This window comes from Naumannella halotolerans, assembly GCF_004364645.1.
GTDB classification, from domain to species: Bacteria; Actinomycetota; Actinomycetes; order Propionibacteriales; family Propionibacteriaceae; genus Naumannella; species Naumannella halotolerans.
In genome coordinates, this window is sequence record NZ_SOAW01000001.1 from 1,721,217 (window position 1) to 1,736,961 (window position 15,745).

The window sequence follows — 15,745 nt, forward strand, 5'->3', positions numbered from 1 at the left end:
TGGGCGGGTGCACCTGTTCGCCGCAGTCCCGGGCCGGCCACGCTGCGCACCCCGGTGCGGTTCAAGGCGCGCCCGCACCAGGACACCTCCGCGGTCCTCCGGGCGGCGTATCCGTTCCTCGCCGAAGGAGGATTGGGCAGCAACGGTATCTTCATCGGCCAAGATCTCTACTCCGGCGGATCCTTCGCGTTCGACGCATTCGAGCTCTACCGGCAAGGGGTCATCACCGCCCCAACCTCATCATCGCCGGGATCGTCGGTGCCGGGAAGAGCGCTTTGATCAAGAGCCTCTACACGCGCAGCATCGCGTTCGGCCGCCGCGTCTACCTCGCAGGCGACCCCAAGGGAGAGCACTCGGCGATCGCTGAGGCAGTAGGCGGAAAGGCGATCCGCCTCGGGCACGGCCGTAACACGCGCCTGAACCCCCTCGACGAGGGATACCGGCCGGCCGGGACCAGCGATACGGAGTGGGCCAGCATGGTCGCCTCCCGCCGCCGCGACCTCCTCGGTGCGCTCGCCGAGACCGTCCTCGAGCGGCGCCTGTCCCCGCTGGAGCACACCGCGATCGATATCGCTCTGGCCGAGACCGTCCGCGACAGCACCACCCCGATCCTGCCGATGGTCGTCGACCGGATCCTCGACCCCACACCCGACGCGCTCGGCGACCTGACCGCCGAAGACGGGCGCCTGGTCGGCCACGCGCTGCGCCGGCTCGTCGCGGGAGACTTGTCCGGCTTGTTCGACGGGCCCAGCACCGTGGCCTTCGACCCGACCCTGCCGATGATCAGCCTCGACCTGTCCCAGGTCGCCGAGAACTCCTCGCTGATCTCCGTGCTCATGACGTGCGCGAGCGCGTGGATGGCAGGCGCCCTGCTCGACCCCACCGGCGGGCAACGCCTCGTCGTCTACGACGAGGCCTGGCGACTACTCGCCCACCCCAGCCTGCTACGGCGCATGGACGCGCAGTGGAGACTCGCCCGTCACTACGGGATCAGCAACGTGCTGATCTTCCACAAGCTGAGCGACCTGGACAACGTCGGCGACCAGGGCTCGATGATGCGCGCTCTGGCCTCGAGCCTGCTGGCCAACGCGGAGATCCGGATCGTCTACCGTCAGGAAACCGACCAGATCGGCTCGGCCGCTCAGACGTTGGGGCTGACAGGGACGGAGCAGTCGCTGCTGCCCAGCCTGGGCATCGGCCAGGGCTTGTGGCGGATCAAGGAGCGAGCTTTCCTGATTCAGCACCAGATGCATCCCGATGAGCTCGAGATGTTCGATACTCGAGGCCGGCTCACGGATAAAACCTAGAAGTTCGCGTGAATATTGACGGTTTTCGCGGGAACTTCAAGGTGCGCGGACCATGTTGGGTGCTTAACGCTTGAAGTTCCCGCAACTTCCCGATACTCCTATTCTCTCATCGCTCTGCCGTCCAGTTCAGCGTGCAAGCGCGTGCCCCGCGATTGGGGTAGTGATACGACCATCGACGACCGTGACGAGATCATCCAGGGTGTCGCGGTGCACGAGGTCGTGGGTGACGAGCAGGGTGGCGGTGTCGCGTTCGTGCGTGAGGCGAGCGATGAGTTCCATGATCTCCGCACCGCGCACTTGATCCAGGGCGCTGGTCGGCTCATCGACGAGGAGGACTTCCGGGTCGTGGACAAGACCGCGGGCGATCGCGACCCGTTGCCGCTGCCCACCGGAGAGTTGGTGCGCGCGCTTGCCTGCGTGCTCGGTGAGGCCGACGGCGGCGAGGAGTTCGTCGACACGGGCGTCGATCTTCGCTCGCTTGTTCCGGCTGGTGCCGCCGCCGAGCCTGGCCATGACCTGCAACTGCTCACGGGCGGTGAGCGCGGGCAGCAGGTTGGACTGCTGGAACACGATGCCGATGCGCTCATGGCGCAGTTGCGTGGCCTCGTGCTTCGAGAGCTGGGCGGCGTCGATCGTGTCGCTGCCGTTGCCGACGAGAACTCCGCCGGAGTCGGGGCGGATCAGGGTCGCGGCGACGGCGAGGATGCTGGACTTGCCCGACCCGGAGGGACCGGTGATACCGGTGACGGTGCCGTTGTTCCCGCGGAGGGTGACGTGGTCGACGGCGGTGATGCGGTTGTCCCCGTCGGGGAAGGTGAGGGTGACGTTCTGCAGTTCGATCATCGGTTGCTCCCAAGGGCGGTGAGGGGGTCGGCTTTGGTGACGGAGCGCAGCGCGAACGCGGCTCCGGCGAGGCCCAGGACCGCCATCACGACGGCTGGGGCGAGCGTGGTGAGCGGGCTGATGATGAACGGCAGCGCCTGCCCCGCGAGGGTGCCGAGCCCGATCACAGCGGCGAGGCCGACACCGATCCCGGCAACCAGAACGATGGACGCCTGGCCGAGGGAGTCGCGGACGAGCGATCCGGTAGTCGCACCGAGGGCTTTGAGTACGGCGATGTCACTGGCACGCTGCATCGTCCAGACCGTGAAGAACGCGCCAACGACGAGGGCGGAGATCCCGAACAGCATCGCGATCATCAGCCCGAGCGACCCGATCTCAGATCGGAACGCTTCCAGGGCCGTCAGGCTCGCCAGCGGTGTTTCGGCCACCGTGCCGGTTTGAGCGCCGACGGCCTCCCAGTCTGCGTTGCCGGTGACGGCGAGCACCGTGGCCTCACCGGTACCGCCGACGCGCTTGCTCGCCTCGCTCCATGCCTCCGGGGTCAAGACGACGACCGGGGTGTGGCTGTACCAGAGGTCATCGCCGACGACGCTGACGGTGAAATCAGTGCCGGTGATCGAGATCGTGTCACCGGTCTCAACGCCGAGATCATCGGCGGCCCCGGAGGAGACACCGACCTCGTCGTCGTGAGCAGGTGCGAGGTCGAACAGGGGGTTCGACTGGGTACCCGATGCATGCTGCGGCAGCCCGTAGAGGGCGACCCCGGTCGGGTCGTCGGTGCCGCTGGCCGAGGCCCGCGATTGGACGATCCCGATCGGTGTCACCGACTCGACCCCGGCCGCCTGTTCCCACGCCGTGACCGTGTTCTTGTCGAGGGAGGAGGTTGCGTAGCTGGGGTCGCTGTTCTCGGGCTGTTGCAGCACCAGCCGGTCGCCGGGCAGCTGCAGCACGGAGGAGATGTTCTGGGCGGCGAGGCCCCCGGTGAGGCCGGAGAGGAAACCGACGAGCAGGGTGATCAGGGCGACGACGGCCCCGATGAGGAGGAACCGGCCGCGGGCGAACCGCAGCTCTCTCCACGCGACGAACACGATGGTGCCTTTCCGCTCGCGCACTCTGCCCGAGCTACCCTTCAACCCTCCTTCTCGCAGGCAGGGCCGGGCATCGCCTAAACCGTGGGATTCACGGTCAAACTTTCGGTTGATGCCGGGCAACACCGCTCGCATAGGCTTGGAGCGTCATGTCGCATTCGACCCTCGCCCCGGTGTTCACCGGTCTCCGGTTCGGCCTGCACGCCCTCCTGATCGGGCTCGCGGGTTTCGCGGTCGTGCGCGCATTTGTCGTCTCCTCTCCGGTTGCGACATGGACGTTGGTCATCGGGATCGCGTTCGTCGCGGTGTATCTCGTCGGTGCGTGGGCGGCGCGGACACAAGGCGAATCAGGAGTCTCGCGGCGCGGCTACGCCGTCGGCTGGATCGCCGCGCTCACACTGTTGTGGGCGGTGCTGACCTGGCTGAGCCCCGAGGGGGCGTACCTCGTCTTCCCGCTGTTTTTCCTCTACTTCCACGTCCTTCCCGGACGTGGCGGGGTCGCGGCGATCGTGGTCACGACCGCGTTCGCGATCCTCGCCCTCGGCCTGCATCTGGGGTTCAGCGTCGGCGGGGTGATCGGCCCACTGGTGGGTGCCGGCGTCGCCCTGCTGATCGGGCTCGCCTACCGTGCGCTTCGGCGGGAAGCCGAGGAGCGCGAAGGCCTGCTTGCCGAGCTGATCCGTACTCGGCAGCAGCTCGCGGAGACCGAACGCGAACAGGGCGCGCTGGCTGAGCGTGCCCGGCTCGCTCGTGAGATCCACGACACCGTAGCACAGGGCCTGTCGAGCATTCAGATGCTGCTGCGCGCCGCCGAGCGCGACACTCCCGAACCCGGTGCCGGGTATGTGCGCCTCGCCCGCGAGACCGCGGCCGACAGCCTCGCCGACACGAGGCAGATAATCCGCGAGCTCACCCCTGCCCGTCTCGGCGATGGGCTCGCCGCAGCCCTGCACCGCCTCGGTCAGGAACAGTCCGACCGTGCGTCCATCCCAGTCGAGGTGAGTGCTGAGGAACTCGACCTGCCGATGGAAACGCAGACGGCGCTCCTGCGTATCGCCCAGGGCGCGCTCTCGAACACGATCCGCCACGCGAACGCCACCCGGATCACCGTCGAACTCACCCAGGACGACGCCACGGTCTCCTTGATGGTTCGCGATGATGGGCAGGGCTTCGATACGTCCTCCGCGGTCGCCGACTCGCATGAGGCTGACTCCTTCGGGCTGCACGCCATGCGCGAGCGCGTGGAACAGCTCGACGGCACGCTCACCATCGCCTCGGCTTCCCAGCAGGGCACCACGGTCACGGCGCAACTGCCTGTTCGTGTGGGAAGTGAGGCGGAATCATGATCCGGATCCTGCTCGCCGACGACCATCCCGTCGTCCGCACCGGCTTGCGCGCCATGCTCTCAGACGACCCCGACCTCGACGTGATCGGGGAAGCGGCAACCCCCGACGAGGCCGTTGCCCTCGCGACCGATCTGATACCGGACGTGGTGCTCATGGACTTGCAGTTCGGCACCGACCAGACCGGGGCTGACGCGACCCGACGCATCCGCGCGCTCGACCGGCCGCCTGCCGTGCTGGTGCTCACGAACTACGACACCGACAGTGACATCCTCGGCGCCGTCGAAGCCGGAGCCAGCGGCTACCTGCTCAAGGATGCTCCACCCGAAGAGCTCATCGCAGCGATCCGCGCCGCAGCCGCAGGCGAGACCGCCCTCGCCCCCGCGATCGCGGGGCGCCTGCTCGCCCGGATGCGTTCCCCGCAACCCCGCCTCAGCGCCCGCGAGACCGAAGTGCTGAGGCTCGTCGCAGACGGCGCGACGAACAACGACATCGCCGCACGACTGCACATCAGCGACCCGACCGTGAAATCACACCTCGTGCACATCTACACCAAGCTCGGCGTCTCCTCCCGCACCGCCGCCGTCGCTTCTGCACGCGACTCCGGCCTACTGAGATAGAGGCATACTCGGCTTTCTTGATCCGGCTTCTGTGGCAGCAACCTCGCCGTAGAGGAGCTGTCGAACGCGGATGAGTCGTCGAGGAGACAGGTAGTCGGCCAGACCCCGTGCGCGGGGATGACGCTCTCCTTTCATCCGCCCTCGCATGGGATCGGTCGATGACAAGCCATCTCGAACATCCGTCGTGAATGCGGACGGTGGCCGTACCTGACGGGCGTGAAAAGCCACAACGCACCCCAGGCCGCCATGTCCCCACTACCCAGGAAGAGGAGCGGGCGATGAAGCACCGAGTGTTCCCTCCCAAGCGGGCGACCGAGACTGGCGGTGTTCCGGCGGTACTGCCGCTGGTGGTGTTCGAGACCCACGGCAACGACCAGCTCGTGATGACCGTCAACGGCGACAAGTCCACGGCGGAGACCCTCGACCGCAACGACATCGGCACCCGGCTCAGCGAGCTCATGGCCGGCTTCGGAGTGCCGACCCGGGTGGAGATCCACGAGCAGGACAGCACGGTCCACGCCGACATCCTGCAACCACCGCCGAAACCGACAGAGCCAGACGAGTCGCCGGAGCTTGGGGAGCTGGAGCATCCTCGCGGTCGCCGTCGCAAGCAGCCGGATTTGGTCGAGCTCGAGGCGACCGGGTTCGTGCCCGGCGAAGACGTCGCCGTCGCCGTGGTGATCCGTCACGGATCGGCGGGTCCCGACGGGCGCGCGAGGGCGTTGATCGACCGCACCGAGATACCGGGAGCCGATGGTGCCGAGGTGGTGCTGCTGGGTCGGATCTCGGGGACGACCGCCGTGCGGTCTCTCACCTAACAGGCGCGGGGCGTCTGGGCCCCGCCCGTGTTGAGGGAGGCCCCTGTTGCAGAACCGTCCACCCAACGACTTCACCGTCAGCCTGGCCCTGGGAGGCCTCGCCGCGACGGCCGCGTTTGCGCTCCTGCTGCGCTACACCGGTAATGTCGCCGCGTTCCTGTCCAGGAGCCCGGCCCCGACCGGTAGCCCTGTCAGCGGGCTCGGTGTGCTCGCCTCACCGACCGATCCGGGCAAGGCGATCGGCGCTCCCGGTCTGAACCCATATCTCTAGTGGCTGCTCATCCTCCTGATCCTCGGCGGCCTGGCCGCCCTCGGGATCTGGGCGTGGCGCGCGGTACGCCGTGGCCGTGAGCGCTCCCGCGTGCACGCATTGACCGGGACCGCGACCGGTGACGAGGTCGCCCGGGTCGCGTCCCGCAAGGCCTTGCAGCGTCGCGCGGGGAACCTGCGCCCGTCGCTGGAGGGGCAGAAGCCCGACCCCCGCGAGGTCGGCTACCTGCTGGGGTCGGCGAAGGGCAGCCAGGTTTGGGCGACCATTGAGGATTCCATGCTGCTCGTCGGCCCGCCGCGCAGTGGCAAGGGTCTGCACATCATCGTCAACGCGATCCTCGACGCCGCCGGCCCGGTGCTGACGACCTCCACGCGCCCCGACAACCTCACCATCACCCTGAAGGCCAGACAGCGGCGAGGCCCGGTCGCCGTGTTCGACCCGCAGCATCTCGCGCCCGGTCTGCCGGCGGGGATGCGCTGGTCTGTCGTGCGGGGCTGTCAGGACCCTCTGACCGCCATGATCCGGGCCAAGGGCCTGGCCACCGCGACCGGTTTCGGCGGGGTTTCCGACGGTGGCTTCTGGGAGGGCAAGACCACGGCCGCGATCCAGGGACTCCTGCACGCGGCGGCGCTGGATGGGCGAGATTCCAAGACCGTGTACCAGTGGTCGCTCAGCCCGGCGGCAGCGGCAGACGCCGTGCGCATCCTGTCCACGAACAGCGACGCCGCCGAAGGATGGGCGGACTCGCTGGACGCGATGATCCAGTCGGATCCGAGGACCAGGGACTCGATCTGGCAGGGTGTCTCGCTCTCGTTCGGGGCACTGGCGGACCCACGGGTGCTCGGCGCGGTCTGCCCGAGTGAAGACGAGCAGTTCGATCCCGAGGCGTTCCTGTGCGAGAACGGCACCTTATATCTCCTGGCGACCGGAGCCGGTGCGGGGGCAAGCGCCGCGCTCGTGTCGGCGTTCATCGAGGACCTCGTCGAGACCGCCCGGAAGATCGCGGCGCGCTCAGCCGGAGCACGCATGGACCCGGCCCTGCTTCTCGCATTGGATGAGATCGGCAACTTGGCACCCCTTCCCGCGCTCCCGGTGTTGATGGCTGAGGGCGGCGGCACCGGGATCACCACGCTCCCGGTCCTGCAGTCTTTGGCGCAGGCGCGGGAGAAGTGGGGCGAGAACAACGCCGGCGCCTTGTGGGACTCGAGCATCGTCAAGATCGTGCTCGGTGGGGCCAGCAACACCAAGGACCTGCAGGACCTGTCGGCGCTGATCGGGGAACGCGACGAGACGACCGACTCGGTGACCACCGACGCCTACGGCGCGCACTCCAACCAGAGATCCATCAGGCGGATCCCGATCATGCCGCCCGAAGTGCTCCGCACGCTCCCGTTCGGTACCGGCGTCGTCATGCTCCGCACCGCACGCCCGATCATCACCACCCTGCGGCCCTGGACCGCCAGGGCGGATGCGGCGCAGCTGAAGACGGATCGGACGGAGATCGAACGGCTCCTGCAGCAAGCCCACTGACACCCGGTAGCGGCCCGTACCTATCGCGTAAACCCGGCGCAGGGCCGGGCAAGAACTGAGAGGAGACCCGCCCATGCCTATCCCGACCACACCCGGCATCTCGGGGTTCATCGCGTCCGACCCGACCCTGAGCTTCACCCGCAACGGCGACGCCCGCTTCTACGCCCGCGTCGGCATCCACCAGTCGACCCGCGACGAGGAGGGCAACTTCCACGAGACCGAGCCCCACTTCACCGACATGGTCATGTTCGGCCCCTCGGCCGAGCGCGCCCACGAGAAGTACCAGAAGGGCGACAACTTCGTCGCCCAGGGACAGGAACGCTCCTACACGCAGAACGTCGACGGCGAGCAGGTGATGCACGAGCAGTTCCGCGCCAGCACGATCGGCCCGAACGGCAACATCACCAACTTCACCATCGACCGCGCCCCGCGCGAACGGGAGACCCCCAGCGTCGATGCCACCGCGCGAACGACCGCTGAGCAGGACACGCCCGCCGCCGAAGCGTCGGCCGAGGAGCCGGCCGACCCGGTGGCCGACGTGCTCGCGCGCCGTGAGTCCCAGGTCGCTCCCGAGCCCACGGCCGCCCCGGCGACGGCCACGGCGGAACGCGAGCCCGTGGCCCGGTGAGCGAACGGAACCTGCGGGGCGACCAGGACACCCTGGCCGCCCCGCCCCGTTCCCACCCGTGACACGGCAAGGAGGCAGCAATGGACACCCCGACACCACCCGACGACGATCAGGACACCGGCACGGCCCAGCCCGTCACGGATGCTCCGCCCGACCTGGACAGCCTGCCGCCCGGAGTGCTGCAGCAGGTCAAGCGCATGGTCCAGGCCGAGTACGCCAAGGACCTCCGCGCCCAACTCGGAACCGTTCCCCGCACCATCAACTGGCACGCCCTGACCCCCGAAGACCTCGAGCAGGAACTGCTGGCGCTGAACGAGTGGGTCGACTGGCTCCGCCACGAATACGGACTCCCACCCCAGATCGTCCCACCCATGTGGCACCGCCACTGGGAGCTGATCTGGGAACTCTCGGCCCTCCGGCAGCACTGGCTGATCTGCTACGACCAACAGGCCAAGGGCAACATGGGGGTGATCTGGCACAACGACTTCGCCGCCGCCCGCGAACGCCTCCGCGACTGGGTCAGCATCTCCGGCACCCGCCTGGACCGCGACCGCGCGACCCGAGTCACGGCCTGGCCCGGCGGCGAAGCCGAGGACTGGACAGCCCCGGACGCGACCGAGCAGCCCGTCACCGAACGCAGCGCCAACTTCGTCAGCTTCGTGGTCCAAGCCGTGCAAGCACGCGAGGCCGAGCAAGACGCGGTGATGCAGGAGATCCTCGACGACGAGTAAGAGAGTCGATCAGCTCCGGCGGCCGGGACGATGATGCGTCCCGGCCGCCTTTCGTGTCTCGCCGCCACCTCGTCGGTGGCGCGGCGGGGTGGCTCTGGCACGGGCCGTCGAACGGAGGGAACGCCAACCGCAGAATCGCTCGCAAACCAGGACGAACCCAAGGAACAATGAACGACCCCTCGAACCGGTCCGGAGCCACGGTGATCGGAATCCCGAGGGCCAACGGCTCATGACAACGACACCCGCGATCCGGCCCGCACCGAGCCTGGATGATCTGCACCTGACCGCGATCACCTATCAACGCGTGTCCACCGCAGAGCAGGCCTCCAAGGGCGGGCGCAGTGAAGGCTTCTCAATCCCGGCACAGCGGCAGGCCAACCAGCGCAAGGCTGACGACCTCGGCGCCGCTGTCGTCGAAGAATTCGTCGACCCCGGCTACTCCGGGCGCACCCTCAACCGCCCCGACCTGCAGCGGATGTTCGCCTACATCAAGACCCACCAGGTCACCTACTGCATCGTCCACAAGCTCGACCGGCTCGCCCGCGACCGCCTCATCGACCTCGAGATCCAACGGCACCTGATCGAAGCCGGTCTCACCCTGGTCTCGGTCACCGAGAGCATCGACGAGACCCCCTCCGGCACGCTCGTGCACGGGGTGATGTCCGCGATCTCGGAGTTCTACTCCAAGAACCTCGCCGCCGAGGTCACCAAGGGCCTGACCCAGAAGATCGCCACCGGCGGCCCCCCCGGACGCGCACCACTGGGCTACCTCAACGTCCGCAAGCTCACCGAGGACGGCCATGAGTACCGCACTGTCGAGGTCGACCCCGAACGGGCCGCGCTGATTCAGTGGGCCTTTGCCACTTACGCCGCCGGAGACACCTCGGTCGAGAAGATTCTCACCGACCTCACCGCCCGGGGACTGACGACCGTGGCCACACCGAAGCGACCGGCCGGCCCGGTCAGTAAGTCGGGGTTCTTCAAGCTGCTGCGCAACCCCTATTACATCGGACAGATCCGCTACAACGGCGCCGTCTACGATGGCAACCACCCACCCATCGTCGAGACCGAGGTCTGGGAACGCGTGCAACGCCTCCTCGACGTTCGGGCGCGAGCCGACGTGCGCTTCCGTAAGCACGAGCACCCCTTGAAGGGGATCCTGTACTGCGCGAGCTGCAAGTCGAGGCTGCACCTCGATTTCGCCCGGAACAAGCAGGGCATCCGGTACGCCTACTTCGTGTGCTCTGGTCGAACCAGCAAGCGCACCACCTGCACTCGCAAGGCTGTTCCCGTCGGCATTGCCGAGCAGCTCGTCGCCACCTGCTACGAGCGCATCGGGATCAGCGAGGACACGTTCAAGGCCCTGGCGCGGCAGGTCGATGCAGTCTTCGAGGAACGCTTGGCATCGCGCTCCCAGGAACTGGCCGAGCTGACCTCGACCCGCAAGCGACTCGAGTCCGAGAGCGAGAAGCTTCTGGCCGCGCACTTCGCTGACGCGATCGACCTCGATACGCTCAAGCGGCACCAGGATCGGATTCGTGCAGGGCTGGCGGACATCGACCGGAAGCTGGAGAACGACCACGAGTGGTACACCGGCCAGAAGAAGTACCTCGCCAGTGCTCTGCAGCTGCTGACCTACTGCGCCACGATGTACCGGCAGTCCGATGACGAGGCCAAGCGCCTGGCGAACCAGGCCTTCTTCGAGAAGATCTACATCGGTGAGGACGAGCAGGCTGTCGCCGAGCTCGCCGAGCCCTTTAACGAACTCGCCCCCGACACGCTTTCGCATGTCGGGGGTTCGAGTAAGTCAACTACGGTGGAGCTAAGGGGATTCGAACCCCTGACCTCTTCCATGCCATGGAAGCGCGCTACCAACTGCGCCATAGCCCCGCATCGCTCGATCTCACGATCAGCGACCACGAGACTATAGCGTCGCTGCGACCCGGAGCTCAAATCGAGAGCCGCAGGGCGCCCCCACTCGACCCGATCTCCACCCCGTGACGCTCAGAACCGTTCGGAGTCACCGGGCAGCGGCACCAGCGTCCAGCGGAGGAAGAACTGGGTCACCGGACCGATCGCCACCGCATACAGCAGGGTGCCGAGGAACACCTGTCCACCGAGCAGCCAGCCGAGGCTCAGCACCACCACCTCGATGCCGGTACGCACCAGCCGCAGCGACAATCCCGTCCGGTGATGCAAACCGGTCATCAAACCGTCCCGCGGCCCCGGGCCCAACTGCGCGCCGACGTAGATCGCACCGGCCAGACCGTTGCCGATCACCCCGACGAACAGCAGCGCGACCCGTACCGAAAGCTCCTCGACCGCCGGTACGACGAACAGCCCGAGGTCGATCGCGGCACCGACGATCGCCACGTTCAGCACCGTGCCGACCCCCGGCCTCTGCCGCAGCGGAATCCACAACGCCAGCACCAGCACCGCCACCACGGTGGTGATGGCGCCGTAGCTGAACGGGAAGGTCAGCGTCAGGCCTTGGGTCAGCACTCCCCAGGGCTCCAGCCCGAGCGCTGCCCGGACCACCAGCGACAGCGACATCCCGTACAGCACCAGCCCGACGAGGAGTTGCGGAATCCGTCGGCCGAGCCGGCCGGCCCGCAACTGCTGCAGGGGGCCGAGAGAGGTCAGGGTCTTGGTCTTCGTACTCACAGATCCACCACACCACTGAATTGGACTTCATTTCCATAGCCACTTCTGGAACAGTGGCCTCATGACCTGGATCCCGGCACCACAGCTCGCGCGGCTGCTCGCGGGAAAGGACTGGGTCGCCCCGCGCTATCGCGATCTCGCCGACCGGATCGGCATCCTGATCGCCGACGGCCGAGTGGCTCCCGGCACCCGGCTGCCCAGTGAGCGCGACCTGGCCACCGCACTCGGCCTGAGCCGGACCACCGTCACCGGTGCCTATCGAACCTTGTTGGAGCGCGAACTGCTGCTCGCTCGCCGCGGATCGGGCCACTACATCGCGCCTCGTCCGCGGGCGCAGGAGAGTCCGCTGCTACCGACCCCCGGCGCCGGGGACGACGGGATGATCGCGCTCACCGTCGCCGCCTCCCCGGCACCACCGCAGGTGCTGGCCGCCTACCGTCGGGCGACCGAGCGGCTTGCCGAACTCACCACCGGTACGGGCTACTTCCCCGAGGGCCTGCCCCTGCTGCGCCACCGACTGGCCGAGCGCTACACCGCCCGCGGCGTCCCCACCGATGCCGAGCAGATCATCATCACCAACGGTGCCCTGGCCGCCCAGCACACCTGTGCCCGTGCCCTGCTACGCCGGGGGACGAGCGCGATCACCGAGAGTGTCGGTTACGGCAACTCACTGCACCTGCTGCGTCGGGTGAGTGCCGATGTCGGCGCCGACATCCGTTCCTTCGACATGAGCCCGGACGGCTGGGATCTCGGATCCCTGGCCAGCGTCCTCTCCCAGACCCGTGCCTCCGCGGCCTTCGTCACCCCGGACTTCCACAATCCGACCGGCAGGCTGATGTCGGCCGACGACCGTGGCGAACTCATCGAGATCACCGGCCGGCTTCCGGTGGTGGCCGATGAGACCCTGGTCGACCTGCCGATGCCCTGGGCGGTCCCGAGCCGCTCACTGGCCAGCGTCGGCGATCGGGTGATCCTGATCGGTTCGGCCTCGAAGAGCTACTGGGGCGGGCTCCGGTTGGGCTGGATCCGCAGCCCGCAGCGATTCACCTCCAGCCTGCTGGATGCCCAACTGGTCGGCCACCACGGCAGCCCGCCGCTGGAACAACTGGTCCTGGCAGAGCTGCTGGCCGAGGACTCCCCCGACGGTCCGCGGGTCGAGAACCGGGACCGGCTGCAGGAGTTGGTTCCCGCGGCGATGGCCGCGGTCGCCCAGCACCTGCCGAGCTTCGACTTCCGCCGGCCCGACGGTGGGCAGTCGCTGTGGCTGCATCTGCCCCGGCCGGCGTCGACCCGCCTGAGCCGGATAGCCGAACAGCACGGGGTGCTGATCACCCCCGGTCCGCACTTCTTCTGCAATCCCGGCGGCGAGCACTGGCTGCGTCTGCCCGTGGTCACCGATGCCGACACCTTCACCGAGGCGGTACGCCGGATCGCCCACGCCTGGCAGGATCTGCTCGACGGCCGCAATCCCGATACCGGCACCGGGCGACAGGTGATGTCGGCCTGAGACGCCCCCCGGGCACCTCGTGTCTGCGCCGGCTGCCGACCGAGAAGATCAACTGCTGCGGCGGCGCACGATCCGGTCGAGGATGCCGAGGGTCGCCTTCAGCGAGTTCTCCCCGATCACCGGGAAGATGCCCTTCCATTCCGGCGCCGCCTGGGACCAGTCGTAGTAGGAGACCACTCGGGTCCCCTCGGCCACCGGCTCCAGCCGGTAGCCGTAGACGTGACCGATCGGCGGCTTGATCGTGCCGTCGATGGTCCAGGCGATCTCCACATCGGGCTGGTAGACGGTGAAGATCACCTCGACGTCGTACTTGCCCATCGGCAGATCACCGAGTGCCTCCCGGTCCATGTGCACGACGAAGGACTCACCGACCGCATCCACCGGTACACCCTCCGACCCCTGCAACATGCCGGAGGCATCGATGTCGACATGCCCTTCGGGGTCACGCAACACTGCGAAGACGTCGGCAGGGGACGCCGGGATCACCCGGGAAACCTCGATCCGCTCGCTCATGGACCGATCATGACATCCGGGCCCGACCGGCCGCGAACGGGTTCACCGGCTGATCGCGGACAGGAAACCGATCAGGCCCGTACTCCGATGACCGACACCCCGTTCAGCCCGAGACTCCGACCTTGCCAGAACCCGATCGGGCCAGCACTGCGAACAGCTCAGCACTTCGAGTGGCCGAGCACTCAGGCGAACGGGTTCACCGGCGCGGCCACCCGGTTGTAGGCCGCCAGCCGCCAGTCCCCCCGGCGGTCCGGCGCGATCACCAGCCAGCCGGCATTGCTCATCCCCTGCAGGGCACTGGCCGAGGCCGGGTCGATGCCGACGAACGAACACGCCGCCACCCGGGCCGCGAGCCCGTGGGCGACCACGACCAGAGTCCCGGATTCGGTGTCGTCGAGGTACTCCTCCAACGCCGTTACGAAACGCGCCGCGACCTCTCGCGGGGCCTCCCCGGTGGGAGAGCGGCGGGTGTCGTCACCCGACCCCTCCCATTCACTGCTGGCCTCCACCTCGGCGAACCCGAGACCCTGCCAGCTGCCGACCGAGATCTCCCGGAAGCGCGGCTCACTCTCCACACCGATGCCGGTCAGCGCCGACAACGCCGCCGCGGTCTCCTGGGCCCGACCGAGGTCGGAAGCCACGATTCGGACCGGCTCCTCCTCCGCCGCCAGCGCCTGCGCAGCGGCCTTCACCTGTTCCCGGCCGTTGGCATTCAGCGGGATGTCGGCCTGTCCCTGGAACAACCCGGCGATGTTCCAGTCGGTCTCGCCATGGCGCCAGATGATCAACTTCGAGGCGGTCATTCGGCGGCGTCACCCTTCGACCCGGTCGGCAGTTCGAGATCGAGCTGCGGGCAGTCGCGCCACAACCGTTCCAGCGCGTAGAACGAACGCTCCTCGGCATGTTGGACGTGGGCGACGATCTCGCCGTAGTCCAACAGCACCCACCGGTTCTGCCGATCACCCTCGCGGCGGATCGGTTTGACCCCCTCGCCCCGCAGGGCCTCCTCCACCGCATCGACGATCGCGCCGACCTGTCGTTCGCTGGCCGCACTGACCAGCAGGAAGATCTCGGAGATCGCGAGTTGTTCGGAGACGTCGAAGGCGACGATCTCGACACCTTGTTTCTCGTCCGCGGCCAGTGCCGCGGTCTTCGCCCAGTGCAGTGCCTGTGGGTCGGCTGCCATCAATGTCCTTCCCCGGATGCCGGGTGCTGTCGGGTGGCACTCAGGTTCTCGGGACCGGGTCGGTAGAGGTCGACCTTGGCCATGTACTGCACGATGCCGTCGGGCACCAGGTACCACGCGGGCTCCCCGCGGGCCACCCGTTCGCGGATCGCGGTCGAGGAGATCGCCAGCGCCGGCACCTCCATCAAGGTGATCTTGTCCTTCGGCAGATGCGCCACCGCAGGAGAGTTCAGCTCCACCCCGGGACGGGTCACGCCGACGAAATGCGCCAGGTCGAACAACTCGTCGGCACCCCGCCAGGTGAGGATCTTGGCCAACGCATCGGCGCCGGTGATGAAGAAGAAGTCGGTGTCGGCACCACGCTCGGCACGCAGATCCTTCAACGTGTCCACGGTGTAGGTGTCACCGGGCCGGTCGATGTCGACCCGGCTGACAGTGAACCGCGGATTGGAGGCGGTGGCGATCACCGTCATCAGGTAGCGGTCCTCACCGGGGCTGACATTGCGGCCCTTCTTCTGCCACGGCACACCGGTGGGTACGAACACGACCTCGTCGAGATCGAATCGGCTGGCGACCTCACTGGCCGCCACCAGGTGCCCATGGTGGATCGGGTCGAAGGTGCCACCCATCACCCCGAGGCGGTACCGCCGAACAGCCTTGCCGGCGGCCGGATTCGTACCGTTCATCGAGCAGTCC

17 protein-coding genes, 1 tRNA gene and 1 pseudogene are annotated in these 15,745 nt (G+C 67.9%); 11 read left to right on the forward strand and 8 right to left on the reverse strand.

Features of this window, described 5'->3' with window-relative positions:
• Window positions 1–54: 54 nt before the first annotated feature.
• Together CLV29_RS16155 and CLV29_RS07940 are read left to right on the forward strand one after the other, a co-directional pair.
• On the forward strand, window positions 55–279 hold the full coding sequence (locus CLV29_RS16155) for a hypothetical protein (protein WP_166649174.1): 225 nt from the start codon (window positions 55–57) through the stop codon (window positions 277–279).
• A complete protein-coding gene (locus CLV29_RS07940; RefSeq protein WP_243831792.1) occupies window positions 276–1,307 on the forward strand; it encodes an ATP-binding protein in 1,032 nt (343 codons plus the stop codon). The genes CLV29_RS16155 and CLV29_RS07940 overlap by 4 nt, the downstream gene beginning before the upstream one ends.
• Before the next feature lie 126 nt (window positions 1,308–1,433).
• Here the strand turns inward: CLV29_RS07940 and CLV29_RS07945 are convergent, their stop codons facing one another.
• Together CLV29_RS07945 and CLV29_RS07950 are read right to left on the reverse strand one after the other, a co-directional pair.
• The gene (locus CLV29_RS07945; protein WP_133754392.1) at window positions 1,434–2,150 is read right to left on the reverse strand and encodes an ABC transporter ATP-binding protein; all 717 of its coding nucleotides are present in this window, start codon (window positions 2,148–2,150) and stop codon (window positions 1,434–1,436) included.
• On the reverse strand, window positions 2,147–3,361 hold the full coding sequence (locus CLV29_RS07950) for an ABC transporter permease (RefSeq protein WP_243831793.1): 1,215 nt from the start codon (window positions 3,359–3,361) through the stop codon (window positions 2,147–2,149). The genes CLV29_RS07945 and CLV29_RS07950 overlap by 4 nt, the downstream gene beginning before the upstream one ends.
• Before the next feature lie 26 nt (window positions 3,362–3,387).
• Here CLV29_RS07950 and CLV29_RS07955 point away from each other — a divergent pair, with 26 nt between their 5' ends.
• From CLV29_RS07955 to CLV29_RS17210, 8 genes and pseudogenes are all read left to right on the forward strand, one after another.
• Window positions 3,388–4,584 carry a sensor histidine kinase gene (locus CLV29_RS07955; protein ID WP_133754393.1) on the forward strand — a complete coding sequence of 399 codons (1,197 nt, stop codon included), beginning with the start codon at window positions 3,388–3,390 and terminating at the stop codon, window positions 4,582–4,584.
• Window positions 4,578–5,201: a response regulator transcription factor gene (locus tag CLV29_RS07960; protein ID WP_279586481.1), complete on the forward strand. Its 624-nt coding sequence runs from the start codon at window positions 4,578–4,580 to the stop codon at window positions 5,199–5,201. The genes CLV29_RS07955 and CLV29_RS07960 overlap by 7 nt, the downstream gene beginning before the upstream one ends.
• A gap of 197 nt (window positions 5,202–5,398) precedes the next feature.
• The gene (locus CLV29_RS07965; RefSeq protein WP_133754395.1) at window positions 5,399–6,019 is read left to right on the forward strand and encodes a hypothetical protein; all 621 of its coding nucleotides are present in this window, start codon (window positions 5,399–5,401) and stop codon (window positions 6,017–6,019) included.
• 46 nt (window positions 6,020–6,065) lie between these two features.
• Entirely contained in the window at window positions 6,066–6,290 is a 225-nt protein-coding gene (locus tag CLV29_RS16770; RefSeq protein ID WP_243831794.1) for a hypothetical protein, read from the forward strand.
• Between the two features lie 90 nt (window positions 6,291–6,380).
• A complete protein-coding gene (locus tag CLV29_RS07970) occupies window positions 6,381–7,820 on the forward strand; it encodes a type IV secretory system conjugative DNA transfer family protein (RefSeq protein WP_243831795.1) in 1,440 nt (479 codons plus the stop codon).
• Window positions 7,821–7,893: 73 nt separating this feature from the next.
• The gene (locus CLV29_RS07975; protein WP_133754396.1) at window positions 7,894–8,448 is read left to right on the forward strand and encodes a single-stranded DNA-binding protein; all 555 of its coding nucleotides are present in this window, start codon (window positions 7,894–7,896) and stop codon (window positions 8,446–8,448) included.
• Window positions 8,449–8,528: 80 nt separating this feature from the next.
• Window positions 8,529–9,179 carry a hypothetical protein gene (locus CLV29_RS07980; protein ID WP_133754397.1) on the forward strand — a complete coding sequence of 217 codons (651 nt, stop codon included), beginning with the start codon at window positions 8,529–8,531 and terminating at the stop codon, window positions 9,177–9,179.
• A gap of 229 nt (window positions 9,180–9,408) precedes the next feature.
• Window positions 9,409–10,437: pseudogene (locus CLV29_RS17210) on the forward strand (recombinase family protein); the annotation flags it as partial.
• A gap of 559 nt (window positions 10,438–10,996) precedes the next feature.
• Here CLV29_RS17210 and CLV29_RS07990 read toward each other — a convergent pair.
• Both CLV29_RS07990 and yczE read right to left on the reverse strand, forming a co-directional pair.
• A tRNA-Ala gene (locus CLV29_RS07990) sits at window positions 10,997–11,069 on the reverse strand.
• Between the two features lie 114 nt (window positions 11,070–11,183).
• Window positions 11,184–11,843 (reverse strand): membrane protein YczE, encoded by a 660-nt coding sequence (gene yczE / locus CLV29_RS07995; protein ID WP_243831797.1) that lies wholly within the window; start codon window positions 11,841–11,843, stop codon window positions 11,184–11,186.
• A gap of 61 nt (window positions 11,844–11,904) precedes the next feature.
• Here yczE and CLV29_RS08000 point away from each other — a divergent pair, with 61 nt between their 5' ends.
• Window positions 11,905–13,350, forward strand: a complete 1,446-nt coding sequence (locus CLV29_RS08000) for an aminotransferase-like domain-containing protein (RefSeq protein WP_133754399.1) — start codon at window positions 11,905–11,907, stop codon at window positions 13,348–13,350.
• 48 nt (window positions 13,351–13,398) lie between these two features.
• Here the strand turns inward: CLV29_RS08000 and CLV29_RS08005 are convergent, their stop codons facing one another.
• The 4 genes from CLV29_RS08005 to nadD all read right to left on the reverse strand — a co-directional run bounded on the left by CLV29_RS08005 (window position 13,399) and on the right by nadD (window position 15,735).
• Complete coding sequence (locus tag CLV29_RS08005) at window positions 13,399–13,863, reverse strand: SRPBCC family protein (protein ID WP_133754400.1); 465 nt, start codon at window positions 13,861–13,863, stop codon at window positions 13,399–13,401.
• A 182-nt stretch (window positions 13,864–14,045) separates the two neighbouring features.
• Complete coding sequence (locus tag CLV29_RS08010; protein WP_133754401.1) at window positions 14,046–14,666, reverse strand: histidine phosphatase family protein; 621 nt, start codon at window positions 14,664–14,666, stop codon at window positions 14,046–14,048.
• Window positions 14,663–15,049 (reverse strand): ribosome silencing factor, encoded by a 387-nt coding sequence (gene rsfS / locus CLV29_RS08015; protein WP_133754402.1) that lies wholly within the window; start codon window positions 15,047–15,049, stop codon window positions 14,663–14,665. The genes CLV29_RS08010 and rsfS overlap by 4 nt, the downstream gene beginning before the upstream one ends.
• Window positions 15,049–15,735: a nicotinate-nucleotide adenylyltransferase gene (gene nadD, locus CLV29_RS08020; RefSeq protein WP_133754403.1), complete on the reverse strand. Its 687-nt coding sequence runs from the start codon at window positions 15,733–15,735 to the stop codon at window positions 15,049–15,051. The genes rsfS and nadD overlap by 1 nt, the downstream gene beginning before the upstream one ends.
• Window positions 15,736–15,745: the final 10 nt, after the last annotated feature.

Bases quoted from the DNA above. Each gene is read 5' to 3' on its own strand.
- CLV29_RS07945 (WP_133754392.1), bottom strand. From the start codon at position 2,150: ATGATCGAACTGCAGAACGTCACCCTCACCTTCCCCGACGGGGACAAC.
- CLV29_RS07955 (WP_133754393.1), top strand. From the start codon at position 3,388: ATGTCGCATTCGACCCTCGCCCCGGTGTTCACCGGTCTCCGGTTCGGC.
- CLV29_RS07975 (WP_133754396.1), top strand. From the start codon at position 7,894: ATGCCTATCCCGACCACACCCGGCATCTCGGGGTTCATCGCGTCCGAC.
- CLV29_RS07980 (WP_133754397.1), top strand. From the start codon at position 8,529: ATGGACACCCCGACACCACCCGACGACGATCAGGACACCGGCACGGCC.
- CLV29_RS08000 (WP_133754399.1), top strand. From the start codon at position 11,905: ATGACCTGGATCCCGGCACCACAGCTCGCGCGGCTGCTCGCGGGAAAG.
- CLV29_RS08005 (WP_133754400.1), bottom strand. From the start codon at position 13,863: ATGAGCGAGCGGATCGAGGTTTCCCGGGTGATCCCGGCGTCCCCTGCC.
- CLV29_RS08010 (WP_133754401.1), bottom strand. From the start codon at position 14,666: ATGACCGCCTCGAAGTTGATCATCTGGCGCCATGGCGAGACCGACTGG.
- rsfS (WP_133754402.1), bottom strand. From the start codon at position 15,049: ATGGCAGCCGACCCACAGGCACTGCACTGGGCGAAGACCGCGGCACTG.
- nadD (WP_133754403.1), bottom strand. From the start codon at position 15,735: ATGAACGGTACGAATCCGGCCGCCGGCAAGGCTGTTCGGCGGTACCGC.